The sequence below is a fragment of the Gillisella taibaishanensis genome, from assembly GCF_001938985.1.
In the GTDB taxonomy this organism is placed as follows: Bacteria; Pseudomonadota; Alphaproteobacteria; order Rhizobiales; family Rhizobiaceae; genus Allorhizobium; species Allorhizobium taibaishanense.
Map to the genome: position 1 here is coordinate 1 of NZ_MKIN01000017.1, position 18,212 is coordinate 18,212.

The 18,212-nt window shown below is 55.9% G+C and carries 18 protein-coding genes; 10 read left to right on the plus strand and 8 right to left on the minus strand.

Going from position 1 to position 18,212, the window contains the following annotated elements; all coding sequences use genetic code 11:
- Positions 1–502 precede the first annotated feature (502 nt).
- Positions 503–1,438, plus strand: a complete 936-nt coding sequence (locus BJF91_RS01650) for a hypothetical protein (RefSeq protein WP_083943041.1) — start codon at positions 503–505, stop codon at positions 1,436–1,438.
- A 57-nt stretch (positions 1,439–1,495) separates the two neighbouring features.
- Positions 1,496–1,657, plus strand: coding sequence for a hypothetical protein (locus BJF91_RS24930; protein WP_162843820.1), 162 nt, complete (start codon positions 1,496–1,498; stop codon positions 1,655–1,657).
- A gap of 42 nt (positions 1,658–1,699) precedes the next feature.
- On the opposite strand, the gene BJF91_RS01655 is transcribed toward BJF91_RS24930, so the two are convergent.
- Positions 1,700–2,338 (minus strand): TetR/AcrR family transcriptional regulator, encoded by a 639-nt coding sequence (locus BJF91_RS01655; RefSeq protein ID WP_075612759.1) that lies wholly within the window; start codon positions 2,336–2,338, stop codon positions 1,700–1,702.
- Between the two features lie 150 nt (positions 2,339–2,488).
- Between BJF91_RS01655 and BJF91_RS01660 the strand changes: the two genes are divergently transcribed.
- Positions 2,489–3,691: a multidrug effflux MFS transporter gene (locus tag BJF91_RS01660; RefSeq protein ID WP_075612760.1), complete on the plus strand. Its 1,203-nt coding sequence runs from the start codon at positions 2,489–2,491 to the stop codon at positions 3,689–3,691.
- Between the two features lie 20 nt (positions 3,692–3,711).
- On the opposite strand, the gene BJF91_RS01665 is transcribed toward BJF91_RS01660, so the two are convergent.
- The 3 genes from BJF91_RS01665 to BJF91_RS01675 all read right to left on the minus strand — a co-directional run bounded on the left by BJF91_RS01665 (position 3,712) and on the right by BJF91_RS01675 (position 6,171).
- Positions 3,712–4,584 (minus strand): hypothetical protein, encoded by an 873-nt coding sequence (locus tag BJF91_RS01665; protein WP_075612761.1) that lies wholly within the window; start codon positions 4,582–4,584, stop codon positions 3,712–3,714.
- 108 nt (positions 4,585–4,692) lie between these two features.
- A complete protein-coding gene (locus tag BJF91_RS01670; protein WP_324615699.1) occupies positions 4,693–5,169 on the minus strand; it encodes an SH3 domain-containing protein in 477 nt (158 codons plus the stop codon).
- Between the two features lie 135 nt (positions 5,170–5,304).
- A complete protein-coding gene (locus tag BJF91_RS01675; RefSeq protein WP_075612762.1) occupies positions 5,305–6,171 on the minus strand; it encodes an aldo/keto reductase family oxidoreductase in 867 nt (288 codons plus the stop codon).
- Positions 6,172–6,274: 103 nt separating this feature from the next.
- Between BJF91_RS01675 and BJF91_RS01680 the strand changes: the two genes are divergently transcribed.
- Positions 6,275–7,189 carry a LysR family transcriptional regulator gene (locus BJF91_RS01680; RefSeq protein ID WP_210289124.1) on the plus strand — a complete coding sequence of 305 codons (915 nt, stop codon included), beginning with the start codon at positions 6,275–6,277 and terminating at the stop codon, positions 7,187–7,189.
- A gap of 218 nt (positions 7,190–7,407) precedes the next feature.
- Here BJF91_RS01680 and BJF91_RS01685 read toward each other — a convergent pair whose 3' ends face one another.
- On the minus strand, positions 7,408–7,992 hold the full coding sequence (locus BJF91_RS01685) for a flavodoxin family protein (protein ID WP_075612764.1): 585 nt from the start codon (positions 7,990–7,992) through the stop codon (positions 7,408–7,410).
- A gap of 99 nt (positions 7,993–8,091) precedes the next feature.
- On the minus strand, positions 8,092–8,439 hold the full coding sequence (locus BJF91_RS01690) for a DoxX family protein (RefSeq protein ID WP_075612865.1): 348 nt from the start codon (positions 8,437–8,439) through the stop codon (positions 8,092–8,094).
- Positions 8,440–8,573: 134 nt separating this feature from the next.
- On the opposite strand from BJF91_RS01690, the gene BJF91_RS01695 reads away from it, so the two are divergent.
- Positions 8,574–9,146 carry a TetR/AcrR family transcriptional regulator gene (locus BJF91_RS01695; RefSeq protein ID WP_075612765.1) on the plus strand — a complete coding sequence of 191 codons (573 nt, stop codon included), beginning with the start codon at positions 8,574–8,576 and terminating at the stop codon, positions 9,144–9,146.
- A gap of 208 nt (positions 9,147–9,354) precedes the next feature.
- Here the strand turns inward: BJF91_RS01695 and BJF91_RS01700 are convergent, their stop codons facing one another.
- Positions 9,355–10,407: an NADP-dependent oxidoreductase gene (locus BJF91_RS01700; RefSeq protein ID WP_075612766.1), complete on the minus strand. Its 1,053-nt coding sequence runs from the start codon at positions 10,405–10,407 to the stop codon at positions 9,355–9,357.
- Positions 10,408–10,647: 240 nt separating this feature from the next.
- Here BJF91_RS01700 and BJF91_RS01705 point away from each other — a divergent pair, with 240 nt between their 5' ends.
- The 5 genes from BJF91_RS01705 (at position 10,648) to BJF91_RS01725 (ending at position 17,110) form a co-directional block, all read left to right on the plus strand.
- Positions 10,648–11,586, plus strand: a complete 939-nt coding sequence (locus tag BJF91_RS01705; protein WP_075612767.1) for a LysR family transcriptional regulator — start codon at positions 10,648–10,650, stop codon at positions 11,584–11,586.
- A gap of 199 nt (positions 11,587–11,785) precedes the next feature.
- On the plus strand, positions 11,786–11,932 hold the full coding sequence (locus BJF91_RS01710; protein ID WP_070149052.1) for a DUF1127 domain-containing protein: 147 nt from the start codon (positions 11,786–11,788) through the stop codon (positions 11,930–11,932).
- A 595-nt stretch (positions 11,933–12,527) separates the two neighbouring features.
- Positions 12,528–15,731, plus strand: a complete 3,204-nt coding sequence (locus BJF91_RS01715) for an autotransporter domain-containing protein (RefSeq protein WP_075612768.1) — start codon at positions 12,528–12,530, stop codon at positions 15,729–15,731.
- A complete protein-coding gene (locus tag BJF91_RS01720) occupies positions 15,731–16,258 on the plus strand; it encodes an invasion associated locus B family protein (protein ID WP_075612769.1) in 528 nt (175 codons plus the stop codon). Before BJF91_RS01715 ends, BJF91_RS01720 begins: the two co-directional genes overlap by 1 nt.
- 198 nt (positions 16,259–16,456) lie before the next feature.
- Positions 16,457–17,110, plus strand: a complete 654-nt coding sequence (locus tag BJF91_RS01725) for a response regulator transcription factor (RefSeq protein WP_075612770.1) — start codon at positions 16,457–16,459, stop codon at positions 17,108–17,110.
- A 41-nt stretch (positions 17,111–17,151) separates the two neighbouring features.
- Here BJF91_RS01725 and BJF91_RS01730 read toward each other — a convergent pair whose 3' ends face one another.
- A complete protein-coding gene (locus BJF91_RS01730; protein ID WP_075612771.1) occupies positions 17,152–18,150 on the minus strand; it encodes an OmpA family protein in 999 nt (332 codons plus the stop codon).
- Positions 18,151–18,212: the final 62 nt, after the last annotated feature.

Sequence of the window (18,212 nt, forward strand, 5' to 3'; positions counted from 1 at the left end):
GAGGTGACGACAGTCTCAACACACGGCTCGCCTGGATGAAGTCGGTCGGCGACAGAATGTCGTCCATGGATGCCCCCCACAAAATCGCCAAATCACGTCATAAAATGCGAAAGCAATATCTTTGGCGGAGAATTATGTCTCAAACGCGCCATTGATGACGAGAATAGGTTGGCTTCCCGAAAGGTCAAGGTCTCAATAGCTGATTTCGTGGCGCGCGCCTGAGCCTAATGCTCGGAGATTTTCGGTTAGGAGATTAGAGCGGAGTGACTGCTTTGTCGGGCAAAGGTTCCTCCGCACTGTCACAGAAATAGTTTGGAATGGCGGATGCTCCGTAAGCCGCAAGCTTGAAAGGCCGAGGCAATGCGTCAGCGCAGGGTTGCGGCCGATCTGCCGATGACTTTGATTTGCGACTTTATCGATGCTTAACTGTTGTCGCTATCAATATATTGGTTAACGTCCGTAAAATTGCTCATTGGACGGGAAGTACGAGGGAGCGCGTTCATTGGCCGGGCAAGAACGAAGTTCCGCAACGGGTGAAGATCTTCACGACAAAACGACCTCAGCAACAAGCCTCTATGGTATCATCGCCCGGGACGCGAGGACGGGAGTTATATTCCGTCGGGGACCGAGCAGGCAGGTACAGCTTATTCGTTGGGACCTGCGCGACGATACCTTTGAGCACGGGCAGTGGTTGAAGGGACGCGTCTACGAGCGACGCTGTGACCTTTCGCCATCGGGGCGATTGTTGGTCTATTTCGCCGCGACCAACCGTCCCCCTTATGGAAGTTGGACAGCCATCTCGAAACCTCCTTTCTTCACGGCATTGGCACTTTGGCCGAAAGGCAATGCCTGGGGCGGCGGCGGTGTGTTCGAGGGCGAAGACACCCTGCTTTTGAATCACTCGTTTGAACGGGACAACGTCGAACTCGCTGATGGATTTTCGCTAAAGCCAAGCATACGAGTAAAACCCTGTGGCGAGCTATCGGGGCGTGGAGAGGATGATCCCATCAACGGAATGATGCGCGAGCGCGACGGATGGCGGTCGGTCGAACCAGGTGAGTGGCATCTTGGTGGCTTGAATGCGACGACGCTCGTTGACTTCAGCAAACCCCAGATCTCGGAAAAACCTGGTCCGAATGGCTGGCGGCTGCAAATGATACTGAATGCTATCGGTCGCCAAAATCGGCAATGGTATGACATCGATCACCGGGTCGTTGACCGGGACGGGCTCGTGCTCGTGGACCTGACCGAGTGTAACTGGGCAGATTGGGACGGAGGCGACCTCGTCTTCGCGCGCCATGGGTGCCTTTATCGAATGTCGAAAAGCCGTACCCGAGACTATTGCGGGAAGGGTGAAGATGTTTTCCAGTGCCTGCATGATTTCAGCGCGGCTCGATTCGAGGCTGTGGCGCCGACACGCTGGTCTCTCAAATATTGATAGGCTACATTGGGCTGAAGGTGCATAGTTGGCTGGTAGTCGAGCCTGGCACGAGAGGTGGGAGCTTCTCGGAAGCCATTCGATAGCCTCAAAGCCTGCGAGAACTGGTATGGTTGTGGTGCGGTCGCTATTTTCAATGCTGTGGTCGAGGCGCTCGCCATCGGCCTTCATGTGATCCGCACGATTGTGCAGTGGAAGCCTTCGCTTGACCTGCCTTGATGCGCCGTAGACGCCACTGGTAGTGTGGACTGAGCCGCGCTTTTAGCGCCGCCGAGCGAAGGCGCGTAAGAACGTCTTTGCTGCCCGCTCTGCCATGCGGACGCATTCTTCTTCGCTTGGGAATCGGCCCAGCTGAAACTCCGCCCGCCACTCGGCTGTCAAAAGCGCCATATATTGACGCGCAGCAAGAACCGGATCGTCAAATTCGAGATGCCCTTCAAGGGCCAGCTCAGAAAGATGCGCTGCGACGACCGAGCGCTTTCGGCCAGATCCGTATTCGCGCCAGACGGTGAACAAGTCCGGATAGCGACCACCTTCATTTTCAGCCAGGCGCAGAAGCCAGCGGCTCGTCTTGTCCTGGGTCAACTGATTGAGGAAACGGGCAGAGAAGGCGATCACCTCTGCTTCGAGGTCGACCGGTTTGGTCGGAAAGGTCTCCATCAGGTCGTTGAACTTGGCCGCTGCTTTGTCGGTGAGAGCCGCAACGACCTCCTTGAAGAGACCATCTTTGTCTCCGACATGATTGTAGATCGTCTGCCGCGATACCCCAGCCTTCGTTGCCACAGCATCAATACTCGCGCCGGTGTAGCCATCTTGACAGAAGACCGTGGCAGCCGCCTCTATGATGCGTTGGCGCTTGGATTTGGCAAGGTCTGGCTGTTCGGTCACTTGGTTGCTCATAAATCCGAAGTAATCCCTTCATCAAAAAAATTCAAGTTGGACAGTCTTGTCCAATTGGACATTAGTGTCTAAAAGCATCCCCGGCATGAACACATTGGCCAGCGTCTTCCCAATGCGGCCCGTCTACCCCCAAAGAATTGGAGAAATCAGATGAAGTCCTCGACGCTTTATTATGCGCTGATTCTGGGGTTTTTATCAGCTGTCGGCGTGTCGGCGCTGGATATATATCTGCCATCGCTGCCGTCGATCGCGAAGGACTTCCATACGGATGGGAGCACGATGCAGTTGAGCCTCACCTCCTATTTCGTCGCCATGGCAATTGCTCAAATCGTATACGGCTCAATGTCCGACATGTTCGGTCGTCGCCCGCCGCTGATTGCCGGGATGACCATCTACGTGATTGGGGCGGTCGGCTGCGCGCTTGCTCCGAGCGTCCATGCTCTGATCGCCTTCCGTTTCATCCAAGGCTTGGGAGCAGGGGCGGGCGCGGTCATCGCTCGGGCTATCGTTCGCGACCTTCATACAGGGCCAGAGGCTGCGCGGCTGATGTCGCTTCTGATGCTTGTCTTTAGTATTTCGCCGCTGCTTGCTCCGCTGGCCGGCAGTTTCATCGTGTCGGTGGCAACTTGGCGAGATATCTTCTGGGTGCTGACAGCGTTCGGCCTACTCGGTGTCTTCCTCGTGACATTTGTTCTGAATGAGACACGCACGCGTGAGAAGAGGCTTGAAAGCAGTCTGTCAGGAGCGTTCCGCAACTACGGCCATCTTCTGACCGATACGTATTTCATGGGCATCGTTGGCATTGCTGCCTTCGGCATGTCGAGCTACATGGTTTATGTCTCGAACTCGTCCTTCGTGATCATCGAGCATTTCCAGCTGTCGCCTTCGGCCTATGGCGTCATGTTTGCCTTGAATGCCATTCCGTTTTTCGTCTTCTCGCAGATGAATGCGAGGCTTGCGAAACGCTACGGTCTGCGCCGGGTCGTTCGAACTGCCGCCTTGCTCTATGCATCCATGATGGTCATGCTTCTGGGTACGCGTCTTGCCGGCATCGACAATTTCGTCGTGATGACGGTGCTGCTTCTCGCGGGCTATGGTTTTCTTGGCCTCGTCGTACCCTCCTCAGCCGTCCTCGCGCTCGAGGCACACGGTCGCATCGCAGGTACTGCGTCTGCTTTGATGGGAACACTACAATTTGTTGCTGCGTCTGCAGTGACTGCAGTGGTGTCGCTGTTCTTTGACGGCACGTCACTGCCGATGATCGCTGGCATTGGTCTCTGTTCGATCATGGTGGTGCTGTTCAGCCTGGTGACGCTGCGCCCGACCGCTGGAAGGGTGTTTGCGGCGGAGTGACACGCAGATCCCGATACGCCTCAGGCCATGGCCGACACGGTTGCACCGCGACTGCGAAGTTCGTCTAAAATACTCATCGGGCCTGATAGAAGACCACGGGGCATCGTCACGAAAGCATTTGTGCCTGATGCCTGGTTGGCCAATCGATCTATGAGGAGCTTCCGCAGGGGCTGTGGATCGAGAAAGTTCGTTGGTGAAAGCACACCATTATTGGTCATTTCCTGCGCCAGCCTGGCAATCTCGGCGCTTTGGCGGGTGCGATAGAGTTCATCGAAATGGGCTCCGATCGGACCGATGCGTCGCCGCAATTGAAGAAGATATTCGATGGTTGATGGCCCCACCGCATTAAACTTTTCGGTTGTGATCGGCTTGCTCAACGATACAACTTCCTGATCCGATGCAAGCGTTGTCATGGGTCGCCCGGCTTCTTGCGCATATTTTACGAGTGCAAATCCGATACTGGGCTCCTGTGGCGTAAATGGATGTTGACCTTCGCCACACAAAAAAATGCTGGCAGTAAATCCTGCCAGCCGTGCGATTTCACCCTCAGGCACCAATGTCTTCATCACTTCTCGAAATTCCGGCTGCGTCGATGGTGAGAGTTTGTTGAGCACTGGCTCGGTCTGGTTCCGCTCGATGTTGACGGTCGGCATTTTGACGTCCGGGCTCATATCGAGCAACAGCGCGCTAGATTGGGAGACAAGGGTTTTACCTTGGCTATAAATGTCAGGGACGAGATCAGCGCGGATACGGACATAGCCGAAGAGGGCGAGATCATGGTTGGGGAAAACCGCTCGCCAGAACACTGCGTTTTCCGGCTCGGCGGCCCTGATACCAGGTGCCATGATTGAGACTGCTGATCCTGCAAGAAAAATGCGTCTACCGATCTTCATGTAGGCGACCTCCTCTACAAAGCCTACAATTGAGATAGTGGCCGGGCATTCGCAGGCAAGTCTGTCTGGATACCGTCGCGAAGCGCTCATGCATCGCGTCAAACCCGGCTATAATTCCTCGGGCTTTAGGTGAGGGAATACTTTGCCGGATTCTATGGGCGAAAGGTTCTGCAAAGGTACCCAGCCTTGCTGGTTATTGTCTGCCTTGCACCATGCCCATCCGTGCGCTTCTTCGATGACGAGCAGAATGTCTCCTTTTCGGCATGTAAGCTCGGTGGCTTGGTATTGGCGGACGGCTCGCGTTGTCCCATCGCTGGAGCTTAGGAAAGAGTCTGGTATCCATCCAACCTTGCCGTCCGGGCCTTGTGCCCAGAGCCAAGTGTGTCCATCCCATATATCCGTTCTTCCAGATAGTGTGACGATGTCGCCCGCTTTGAATGCGATTGGGTCCGGGTATGTTGCCTTATGATCTTTGATGACAGACCTTTTCATGATCATCCCACCAGCAAAGTGTCCACCAACGGCATCATCAGCCGACGACGATTCTGCGGATCGATTTGTCGTGGCGATCTTACCATGGCGCATCTTTCAGGAACAGATCGCGCGCAATTGCTGCGTCTCCCGGAAGCGGCGACGATTAGGGGGAGGATTGGTAACGTCTTGTGCTGCCACGCCGGAAAGAGAATAGCTCGTCCTGGCGTGGCAGCACTTCAAGTGGCATCAAGCTGCGACTTCCTCCAACTCCGACAGGGCTTGCGAGGAGAGCTCGATCTGGGCCGATGCGAGGTTCTCCCTGAGATGGCCCCGTGACGAGGTGCCGGGAATCAAAAGAATGTTGGGTGATCGCTGAAGAAGCCAAGCGAGCGCCACCTGCATCGGCGTGGCACCAAGCTGCGCCGCCACGCCCGACAAGGTTGAGGATTGCAGTGGGGAGAAGCCGCCGAGAGGAAAGAACGGCACATAGGCAACGCCTCGAGATGCAAGTGCGTCGATCAATGCATCATCTTCGCGATGAGCGAGATTGTACTGGTTCTGTACGCAGGCGATTTCGGTGATCTTCTCGGCATCTTCAATCTGCCTCCGAGTGACGTTGGAAAGCCCTATATGCCGGATCAGACCCTGCTGCTTCAAGTCTGCCAGAACCTGAAGCGGCTCGTCCAGCGAGCCTTCCGCGGGACCGTGCACATCGAACATGGCGCGTAGGTTCACCACCTCGAGCACATCGAGGCCGAGATTGCGGAGGTTGTCATGGACAGCCTGTGTTAGTTGCTCGCGCGAAAATGCAGGATTCCACGAGGCGTCGGCTCCCCTGACCGCGCCGACTTTTGTGACGATCACCAACTCGCTGCCGTAGGGATGCAGCGCCTCACGTATGATTTCGTTCGTGACATGCGGGCCGTAGAAGTCGCTGGTGTCGATGTGATTAACACCGCTGTCCACTGCCTCGCGTAAAACCGCAATGGCCTCTGGACGATCGCGCGGTGGGCCAAATACGCCCTTGCCAGCAAGCTGCATCGCGCCATAACCCAACCGGCGCACTGCACGATCGCCGAGTTTGAAGGTCCCCGAATTTTCAATAGTTCTCATGGCTCATCTCCTTTTGTCACTAAAAGTAGATGACTGGCATATATGCCACAAGCGCCTATAATCCGGACAACTTGTCCGTCAAAGCGGACAGTCGTTTCAGTATTTGGAGAGCAAGGTGTCGGATCTAACCGATGTTAATGCGTTTTTGCTGGTGGCTCGATCCAGAGGTTTTCGGCAGGCAGCGCGCGCAAGTGGCTTGAGTTCGTCGGCGTTGAGCGACGCCGTCAAACGGCTGGAGGACGATCTCGGCGTAAGACTGCTGAACAGAACGACCCGAAGCGTGCTTCCGACGGACGCGGGGCGCCTATTGCTGGAGCGTCTCGGGCCTGCCTTTGCCGAAGTTGCATCGGCGCTCGATGAAGTAAAAAGCAGTCGCGGCCGCACCGCAGGCGAACTTCGACTGAATGTTCCAATGAGCGCGGCGCGGCTGATCCTGCCGCCGATCGTGCCACCATTTCTGAAGGCATACCCCGAGATAAGACTGGAAATCGTGACCGATGAGAATTTCGTGGACATTATCCAGAGCGGTTGCGATGCCGGCATCCGTTACGACGAGCGCCTCGAGCAGGACATGGTGGCTTTGCCGATCGGCCCACGCCGGCAGCGCTTTGCTCTCGCCGCGTCGCCTTCCTACCTTGCGACAAGGGGCAGCCCGAAACACCCGCGCGACTTGCTCGCGCATGATTGCATTCTCGGGCGATTTTCGGGGCGCGCCGTTCCGGCCTGGGAATTCGAGCGTGATGGGGAAGAGGTCGTGATCAATCCCAAGGGCGGCCTCATCGTGCAATTCGGTGGAGGCACCGATCTCGGCATCGACGCTGCAATTGCTGGTTCCGGAATGGTATATCTGTTCGAGGACTGGCTAAGGCCGCACTTCGATAAAGGAGATCTTGTCCCGGTGATGGAAGAATGGTGGCAGCAGTTTTCTGGTCCGTTCCTCTATTATCCCGGTCGGCGTCTGGTACCTGCACCTTTGCGCGCCTTTATCGATTTTGTCAGGCAAATGCAGAAAGCGTAGAACGGTGGCAGAATGGAGCGCGTTAATGAGATGGGCCGCCGCCCTTTTGATCTCCAAGTCTGTCCGATGATTCATTCTATCGTTATTGGTGACGTGCCTGAACGAATTTCGCGGTTATGCTACCCGGGCATTGGCTCCTGGCGGTCACTGACGCTACAGGTCAAAACCTTCCGCGCCATGACGCGGAAGGATGCTCTCAGATCAGCGTGCCATGCAAATCATACTCGTTCAGTTGATTTGTGCGGTCGCGCCATGTCAGCAACTCTCACTCCGTAGAGACGGGCAGTTTCAAGATCACCAACAGACATCTCTTCAGGTGCCGCGTCGGCGTCCGACTGCGCCATCGGGCCGATATACGAACCCATTCGATTGACATCGTCCCGCATTGACGACTTCGTATTCGATGGTTTGATGGCCAGACTGACCCAAAGGCCGCCATGCTGTCCTGCAAGAAGAGCGAAATACTGCAAGGTGTTCAGTTTGTCGCCGTTCAGGCTGGCGCTATTGGTAAAGCCACCGAACACTTTGTCCTGCCATTTTGCCGAAAACCATGGTTTGGAGGACGCGTCGGCGAACTTCTTAAACTGCCAACTCGGTCCGCCCATGTATGTCGGTGCACCGAAGATGATAGCGTCCGCAGCATCAAGCGCCGCCCACGCCTCTTCGGAAAGGTTGCCCTCCGCATCGATAGCGAGCAGCGCCCCTCTGGCTCCTTCGGCAACGGCTTGCGCCATACGGTGGGTATGGCCGTAACCTGAATGATATACGACGACGACGTCTGTGGATGGATTGGATGTGGTCATAATAGGCTCCTTGGGCCGTGATTCTGCGCCGCGTCGACGAAATTCGACGTGGTTCAGAGTGTTGCGGTTTGATGGATGAGACGGATTATGCGGTCGAAGCTATGAGAACTGGACCGCAGCAGCGATCAGCAAAACAAGCAGGAATGCTGCTGGCGGCGGGATATGACGGAAGTCTCTCGCTCGAATGATAGCGACAATTGCGGTCACCATGATGCAAGCCCCGAGCGCCACTCCAATCGCGAATGTCGGACGCAGAACAAGAAGAGCACCTGTCATCAATTCGAGCAGGGCTGTGACCCAACACCACCACCATGGGAACCCGTAACGGACGAATTCGTCACGGATTGGCGCGCGAGCGGCAGCGTTGACAACGCTGCCCAAGAGAAACGCTGCAGCGGCGACGAGCGTCGCAGCATTGTTCAGCGAGAACGATATCAGGGGAGACACCAGAGACCTCAACAGTGTGGTTTTCGATAACTTCTATAGCGACAAACTTAAATCTAGCAACGCTATATTGTCAAGCATTGCAATGAAGAATCTTGATCGCTAGTGTCGCTGGATCGCGGAGCGAAGGCAGAACGATGGGTATCAACGAGCGCAAAGAGCGTGAACGGGCTGAGCGGGAGCAGCGGATTATCGCCGCTGCAAGACTGATTGCCGAACGTGATGGCTGGGCCTCGGTTACGGTTCGACGCCTTGCGCAGGAGATCGAATACAGCCAGCCCGTTCTGTATACCCATTTCGAAAATCGCGATGCGATTGTCGGCGCAGTCGCGCTCGAGGGATTTGGAGAACTTGGGCCGATGTTGCGGGCCGCAGTGCGCCGGGACGCCAGCCCAGCAGAGGCTATCGAAGCCGTCGCCACTGCGTACCTCAATTTCGCATTCGAAAGGCCAGCTCTCTATGAGGCAATGTTTGTTCTTCCAAGTGGACTTCGTTTCGCAAAGTCCGACACGCCGCAGGTGTTGCGTGACACGTTCGGAGCTATGATGGCAGTTGTTGAGCCGTTCTGCGCCGACCCTGAAATCGCGACTGAAACGTTTTGGGCTGCTTTACACGGACTGGCTGAGCTTGAGCGTCATGGCCGGATCAGGGAGGCGTTCCGCGGCGAGCGTGTAAAGCATACCGTTGGGATGTTTACGGCTGAGGTTTGAGCCTCCGGGTGATGCCATGATGCCAGCGCCGGTCGCGATAGCCATCACATCCTGTGCGACGCGCCAACGTCTTTCGGAACGTTTGATGCGTCTTGATCGATCATGCGATTTCCCGCCACCGCAGCTGTTCCGATGAGGGCAGGGTGGAGATTACCACCGTGCCGGGTATTGATCCGATCACCTGATATCATGGCTGAACCGTTGGCACTCAAGGGCTTTTTCCCAAGCGCTCATCGCCAATTTCTTGCAACGTGGTGAGCACGATCTTGCCGCGAATATGGCCAGCCGCAGCGCGCGCATGGGCTTTTCCAACATCGCTGAGTGCGTAACGACTGTCGATGGCGACACGAATGGTGCCATTGTTGAGGAGCGGAGCGATCTCAGCCAGTTGCGCACCGCTGGACCGTACCTGAGTTGTCGACACGGTGACACCGAGTCTGGCTGCCTCCTCATGATTGTCGAAACCGAGCGGAAAGATTGGAAAAAGTGCGCCGCCCGACTTCAGTGTCCGGAGGAACCGCCCTGTCCTTGCGCCCCCGACCGCATCGACCACCAGATCTATATCCCGCATGACGTCCTCAGGAGCGGTCTTGTCGTAGTCAATAACGTCATCGGCCCCGAGATCGCGCAAGAAGGCGTCGTGGCCTCCAGAAGCGACCGCGATGACATGCGCGCCGCGCCATTTCGCCAGTTGCACGAGAAGATGGCCGACCCCGCCCGCCGCGCCATTGACGAGAACGGTCCGGCCCGCGAGCGGCACCGGTACATGCTGGTTCGGCTGCAGCGGGTTGGGTTCGTTATGTCCGAGATTGATCAGGAACTGCCAGGCCGTAAGGAGAGACATGGGCGCAGCGGCGGCATGAACATGATCTATGCCAGCCGGCTTCAGGGCCAATTCGGTTGCGGGAACGCAAACATACTCGGCATAGGCTCTGCTCTCGCCGGCAAGGCCCATGGGAAAGCGGACCATGGCATAGACCTCGTCCCCCTTGGCAAAGCCATGCACGTCGTCTGCGACAGCTTCGACAACGCCCGAGACATCGGTACCGGGAATGATCGGGAACGTGACCTTCGGCTGCCATTCCGTCGGCAGCATCTTGTAGCCGTCTCGCAGATACCAGTCGGGAGGATTGACGCCGATCGCGTGAACGCGGACGAGCACTTCACCTGTCTTCATTTCCGGCTTCGGCGCATCTTCGTAAACCAGCACTTCGGGACCACCGAAGGCGTGGATACGGGCCGCTTTCATCATCGTGCTCATGGGAACCTCCATCGTTTAGACGCGAATGGATATCGAGATAGATCTGCCACATCAGATTGATAACCGGACCTAAAGCTGTTTTACTTGTGCCATCATGGAATGAATGTGTTGGCTTTGGCACGCATGACGAGGGTACTGCCGGGCGTGCGAGCATGATCAGGGGATCGCGATGAAGTCATTCCTAGCCCACAAACGGTCGGGCTCTCTGTGTCAGAATTTCTCAAACGACGTAGGAAGGTCATGCAGGAACAGGTCGCGCTGGAGCGTTTGACGGGGCTGATCGCCTTTGCCCGTGCGGGATCGCTCGGCAGCTTCACGGCTGCTGCCAGATCGCTGTCTATTTCGCCATCGGCTGTGAGTAAAAGCGTTCAGCGCCTGGAGCAACGGCTCGGGCTGTCTCTCTTTACCCGAACAACACGCTCGCTGGCGCTGACGCCGGAGGGACGGGAGTTGCATGAGCGCGCCGTCAGGCTGTTGCGAGATGCGGAAGAGATCGAGCAAGCGGCGAAGGCTGCCCGCGCCGAACCTGCCGGCGCCTTGCGCGTTGCCGCGTCGCTTCCCGTCGGGCTGCACCTGATCGCCCCAAGTTTGCCGGCGTTTCGTTCGGCATATCCGAAGGTCAGGATCGACCTCAGGCTCGACGACAAGCTGGTCGATATCGTTGAAGAGGGTATCGATATTGCCGTTCGGATCGGAGAACTCGCCGATTCGCGCTTGCTCGCGCGCCGGCTCGGCACCTTGCGGCTTTGTGCCTATGCCTCGCCCACCTATCTGGCCGAGCACGGAGCACCGACGCATCCTGACGACCTAGCCGGGCACGACACGGTCAACCTGCGCTATCAAAGCAGTGGTCAGGCCTTCCATTGGCCGTTCCGGATCAGCGGCCGTGAAATCGAAATCATACCTGCGTCGGGAATCGTCGTTGATTCCAGCGAGGCGGTCGTCGCAACACTGGTTGCCGGTGGCGGCATCGGCATCAGCGCCTCCTTTATCGCTGCGCCTTATGTTGCGCGTGGCGACCTGATCCCGGTACTTAGCGATTTTGCCGTGGCACGCGAGACTATTGCGGCGCTCTGGCCATCGAGCAGGAACACGAATCCCGCCGTGCGCGCCTTTCTGAGGCATTTGCGCGACGCGAGCGACCGGCTACTTGCCCACACAAAAGGCGACGAGGCGTAACATCAAAACGGATGATCGCATCGTTACCCATTCACGGGGCTCAATCGCCCAGTTGTGATACCTATGCTCTGCGTGCATAGCAGGCGGTATGCCTTGTGGCTTATCGATCGATGGGAAAGAGCCTATATTCCAATCATCGAAACGACGTTGGAACCGAGAAGGTTGCTAACGTCCAGAGACCTCAGGAAAGGGGATCATCATGAACGTAGCACGCTCTTTCAATAACTGGCGCAAGTATCGTCAGACCGTTACCGAACTGGGTCGCATGAGCACCCGTGAACTGCAGGATCTTGGCATTAATCGCGCTGACATCCACAGCGTCGCGCGCCAGTCGGTTGCTCGTTAAGCCACTTTCTGCATAAGACCCAATACGATTTGCGCCCGCTGATGACGCGGGCGTTTCTGTGTCTGATGCAAAGCAGCGACTTGGTTGGAGCCGTCATGCTTCATGCCGCGATATTGATTTTTTGCATAGCTGCGCTGCAATTCGTCTGTTTCGTGTCGCAGTGAAACTCGGAATTTTGATTTCGACTAGGGTGATCCATCTGCTCCTGCAGCGCTTCAAGTCCATTGCGGCGGAAAGAGTCAAACGGGGCTCTTTAGAGGATTTTCCCTTGAATGGCTCGCAACCTTTGAAGACGAAGGCCAATCGTGATCCACAACATGTATACCGTCATATCGACTCGCAAACGCGCGCAGGCTCTTGAACGCCTATAGCTGCGCCTGCTGTTTAGTCTTTCCAATCAGCTGCGATTTTTGATTGTTCAAGGGCGCCCAATGGGCGCGCGAGACGACCCATTGTGTCGTTTTATCTGTGCTGATGTCGTATATAGCACATCTGCACTAATGGTACCTCCCCGAATTCTATGCTGAATGCGACATAAGTATGTCGACAGTGAGTAAGCGCAATATTGTTATTGTGGAAAACGATATTGCGCCAAATGTTCAATGAATTATGGGGCGACGCGATGATTAAGTACGTTGGAAAGACCTACAGCAATGCCATTTTAATACAGCAAAATATACTCGCCAATGCCATCCCACGATTTGCAAAACCGCTTGCCTTGTCGTCTTTCGCAGTAACGGTGGTCGTGTCGTGCTCGGGGGTAAGTTTGGCGCAAGACGTCGTTCTTGATAGCGGTAACACGACCTGGACGAGCGATAGGCCAATCAATGGCGATCTCTATGTTGGGTACAATAACAAAGATATCGGCTTGACGATTTCTGATGGAGCCAAAGTCCACAGCACCGACGGCTATGTCGGACACGGGAATACCGGAACTGGTACGGTTACGGTTTCTGGTCCCGGCTCTTCGTGGATCATCCCTAGAGTTAATTACGTATTGGCTAATCATCTAGACGTCGGCTACGGAAGCACGCTCAATATCGAGAACGGCGGCAATGTAGACGCAAAATATTTCTCTTTCGGCGAGACCAGCCAGCTGTATCTGACTGGAAATGGCTCGACCTTGACGGCGGACCGGGTGACAAACTCCGGAGCTGTGCTTGTCGAGAACGGTGGCTCGATCAACACGATCGACGCAGAATTCAGTGGTCTTCCGTCCAGCCAAATCAAAAATTCCACGGTCGCTGGAGATACGACATTTGTTGTTCGCGGTGCTGGTTCCAAGGTAACGAGCACTGGCACCTTAACGGTCGGCGCGAATACGAGTATCGAAGACGGCGGTGCCATCGTCGCTCAGGATCTTGACATCGGTACATCCGGCAGCTTTCAGAATTTCGTGGTCACCGGCTCTCAGTCCCGCGTCGACGTCAATGGCACGTTGACCGTGAACGGCGGATACGCACCGAACTCGAATATATCCATTGCCGATAGTGCTAACCTGAACGTCAAGAACGGCATCACAATGGCGTCCGGTGGGTATTTGACCATCGGTGGCAAGCTCGATCTGGGAGATCTGGCCCTTGGCGGCGAACCCAGATCCGGAACCGCTGCGGCGGCAGGTTATATCAATCCTGATGCCGTGATTTCCTTCGGATCGTCCGAGGGGGCGTACCTGAATTTCAATCACACGCAGTCGGGATATGTTTTTGCCAATACGCTGACCGGTGACGGCAACATCAAGTCGCTGTCGGGCGAAACCATCCTGACAGGTGACCTGAGCAAGTTCGAAGCGACCGATAGCCTTGGGGGAATCATTGTCGATGGTGGCAGCACACTGGTACTGGCGAGCAATCTAGGGACCGGGGTTACCAACTACGACAAGGTCTACGCATACGAGACGAATATCGTCGTCAAGAACGGTACATTCAACGTGAAGGCGGATACCGGCGCTATCCGAAACAACTTCCTCGGAAGTGAGTATTTTTCCTCAGATATCAGCATCTGGGGAGATCGCAACGCCGGCGCCGCATTCGGACGCCTTATCGGTTCAGGTGCTGTCGGCAGCGTCTTGGCGAACAAGGGCGCGCTGATTTCACCCGGAAATTCCGACAATCCCATCGGAACGTTTACAGTGAACGGCCAAATGTATTTTGACGAAGGGTCGGCTTATGATGTCGACATTGCTGGAAATGGCGCAAGCGACAAAATTGTCGTCAAGACACTGAAGCAATGGTCAGGAACAGACGCCCAAAATAATCCGACCTACGTCGATAGCGCGGGGCAGACACATATTGCAAACAACGTATCTGTGCAGGTTACGGCTCTCGATGCCGCAACCAGCTATCAAAGCGGCCAAACCTATACGATCCTGACGTCCGCCGGCGGCATTTACGGATCCTTCGCTCAGGCTGTTTCGAAATCGGCGTTTCTGGATGTTGCGCTGGCTCAGAAGACCAATGAGGTCGATCTGACCATCGCTGTCAAGAATACGGGAACACCAACGAATCCGACCAATCCTACTAATCCCACCAACCCCACCAATCCTACAAATCCCACGGAACCGACAAATCCTACTGAGCCAACGAACCCGACTAATCCTACAAATCCTACAAATCCAACCAATCCGACGAACCCGACTAATCCACCAACCGGTCTGTTCGACTCGGTCGCCGTGACCAAAAACCAGCGTCATGTGGCTCAGGCTTTGAATACACTACAGCAAAGCGGGCCATCGCTTGCGCTCTACAACAGCCTGTTGCCTTTGAGCGCGGACGAAGCACGCCACGCGTTTGAAGCGCTGTCCGGCGAAGTCCATGCCTCGGCCATGGGCACCCTGGTCAGCAGCAACACGTTGGTCCGCAATTCGGTCAATGACAGAATGCGGGCATCTTTCAACACGGTCGGTTCCCGGCCGGCGCCAGTCCTCGGCTACGCAGAGGGCGATGACAGGTTCGATACTGCCTATAAGGACATGCCTCTGTTCACTGCCTGGGGCCAAGGCTTCGGCACCTGGAAAAGCATCGACGGCAATGCCAATTCAGGCGATCTCAACTCATCGACGGGGGGCTTTGTCGCAGGCCTCGATGCTCCGATTTCTGCAGAGTGGAGACTGGGCGTGCTTGGAGGCTACAGCAATTCCAGCTTCGACTCCACGGATCGCTCTTCCTTCGGTCATAGCGACAACTACCATCTCGGCATGTATGCTGGGGCCCAATACGGCGGTTTTTCCTTCCGCTCGGGTCTCACCTATACGTGGCATCAGGTCTCTACCAACCGGTCTGTGGCATTTCCCGGCTTTAGCGAACATCTCAAGGCCGATTATGATGCCGGCAGCTTCCAGGCCTTTGGCGAGCTTGGCTATCGCATCGATCTCCGTTCCGTTGCTTTCGAGCCCTTTGCCAACCTGACCCACGTCAACGTGCAGAGAGATGCCTTCACCGAACGGGGTGGGAGTGCTGCCCTGTCCAGCCCGAGCGATAGTCTCGACACCACTCTGACCACGCTCGGCCTGCGCGCATCATCCGATTTCATGTTGGGCAGCTATATCGCGACGGCTCGCGGGATGCTCGGTTGGCAGCATGCCTTTGGCGACACCGATCCGTCTGCCCGGTTCGGATTTGCCGGCAGCCAGAGCTTTATGGCGTCGGGAACGCCGCTCACCAAGGACGCCGCCGTTGTCGAAGTCGGCCTGGATGTAAACATCAGCGAAAGGGCTACCGTCGGCATCGGATATTCCGGCGAGTTCGGCAGCAATGACACGGCAAACAGCGTCAATGCCAAACTCGACGTGCGGTTCTGATGATCATCGTCAGAGTTCTAATGGTGATGGTGGCCGCAATCTTTACGGCCACCATAGCATTCGCCGAGAGCAACACTGCGCCCTCGAGTGCACCAACGTCTCTTTCAGAGACCTATGAGGATTGGACGCTCGCTTGTTCGACACGATCCGACAAACGCATCTGCTCAACCTTTCAAAGGCAGGCGCGCAAAGGCGGACAGATGGTTCTGGCAATCGAATTGACGCCAGGCGCTAATAAGAGTGTGACAGGTACACTTATCCTGCCTTTCGGGCTCGATCTGGATAAGGGCGTTGCCTTTGCGGTCGATGATACAGCGCCTGGCAAACCTTCACGGTTCGCCACCTGCCTTCCAGTCGGTTGCCTTGTGTCGTTGAGCTTTACCGATAAGGCAGCCGTCGCGCTCAGAAGCGGTAAAGCGTTTAAAATTACGGTTCATGCCTATGAGGGCGGGCCTGAAATTCCGCTTTCGGTCTCGCTCAAAGGGTTGGGCAATGCGCTCGACAGGATTGTGACCCTTTCAAATTGATCCCGGAAATACATGACAATGACAGTCAAGTCCGCCATAAAGATCGTTGGCGGACTTAATAAGAAAGGTGTGTCGCAAGGCTGAGCTATGACGATTGTCCTGGTCTTTGACGCGCCGGCTTCTCTTTAAGCGGTATCCAAACTGGAGTTCTAGATCTGCGCACGGCGTGATAAAGCCAAATTGGAAAATGAATTTGATATGACCGATGACTTCATCATTATTGCTGACGACCACCCTATTTTCCGGGAGGGCATTTTCGCTCTGGTTCAGCAACTCCTGCCGCTTTCACGCGTCGAAGCTGCCGATACCTTTGCCTCAGCGCTGAACATCGCGCGTCTGAGCCCGTCTCCGCCCAGCATGTTCATTCTGGACTTGTTCTTCGATGGCGTCAGCATCGCATCAAGCCTGCGTGCACTTCGCGATGAGTTCCGGCTAGCGTCGATCGTGGTGATCACGATGGCCAGCGACAGGCCGCTGATCGATGCTGTCATGGCGGCTGGCATCAACGGTTTCATCAACAAAGCCGCGTCGCCAGATGAGATAAAGGGTATCCTGGAGGCTGTCCGGGAAGGCGAGGTTGTCGTCCAGTCACCTGTCCAAACCACGACAATATGTAACCCGTCCGCTCCCTCGCTCAGTCAGCGGCAGATTGATGTTTTGCAGCTCATCGCAAAAGGCAGGACTAATAAGGAAATCGCCATCATTCTTGGCATTTCGCCATTTACGGTCAGGATCCATGTGTCGGCCGTGTTCCGCGCGCTTGGAGTGGGGACGCGTGCCGGTGCAGTCAGTAAAGGTATTGCGACCGGACTGATTGCGGCGCCGCTCGGCTCTCTAGGGCGGGAGTCGTAGTCACGCTGCGGTGTACCCGCCGCGTCTGCTTGAGAGTTCCACTATCTCTCTACCAATTCAACGCGCCGGTTCCTGGACCGGCCAGTATCTGTTGCATTGCTGGCAACGGGTACGTATGGGCCCACACCCTTCGGCTGAAGCTGGCTAGGCGTCACTCCAAATCTTCCCGTTAAAGCTTTTACGACAGCAAGAGCACGTGCTTGTGAAAGTTCGATATTGCGATCGAGTTCACCGACATTGTCGGTATGACCAACGACATAGACGCTTCGCGCGGTGTCCTGCTTCAGAAATTTGGCCATCTCTGCAAGCGTTTCGTCTGACGTCGCCGTCAAAACGGCACTGTCGGACTTGAACTGGATGCCATAGAGCGCGACGTGACCGGTATCTGCCAGACTGTCGCCGATAGCCTTGGCATTGACGGTGACTTGTCCGGTTTGCATAGGACGTCCTTCGACGATTTGCAGCAGCACCCCTGGCTGCCGTCCATCGTCCTGGCTGACAAGCAATGAAACATGGACGGCCCCTTCGGGCCGGTCCAATCGCGCTGTCATCGCCCGCACGTTGCCGTTGGTTGCGCTCAACAGATCGATTCTCAGACTGGAATTTTCTCCGCTCATGGCCTGATTGACCGGGTCAGCAACTGCCGTGGCAAAGTTATACCCGCCGCAGGCCTCGCCTTCACAGCGATATGCCGTCTTGAACCCGGCTGCCATCAATGACTGCTCGTAATTGCGGTATACTTCCAGCGCCGTCTTTCCTTCCGGAATGGCATAGACGATTTTTGTCAGGCGGCCTTCCACGACCGTGCTCTTGGCGAACCGGCTCTTTTGATCGGCGTCGTAAGGTCCTAATGGCAAGGTGAGTGCCGCATAATCCTGTTTTTGATAGCCGATGATGGTTGCACCGCCAAATCTCGAGACAATGGGACTGTCTTTGCTGCCTTTGACGTCGTGCAACGGGGTTTCGGCAGCAGCGAATGTCGGCGCGAGCAGTGCGGCAGCCAGAGCCAGAGACGAAAGGCTTTTTCGAGATTTAACCACTTTAAGATCCCTTCTTGAGCGACCAGCGACCGATACGTGAGACGAATGACTTTAGCGCGCTA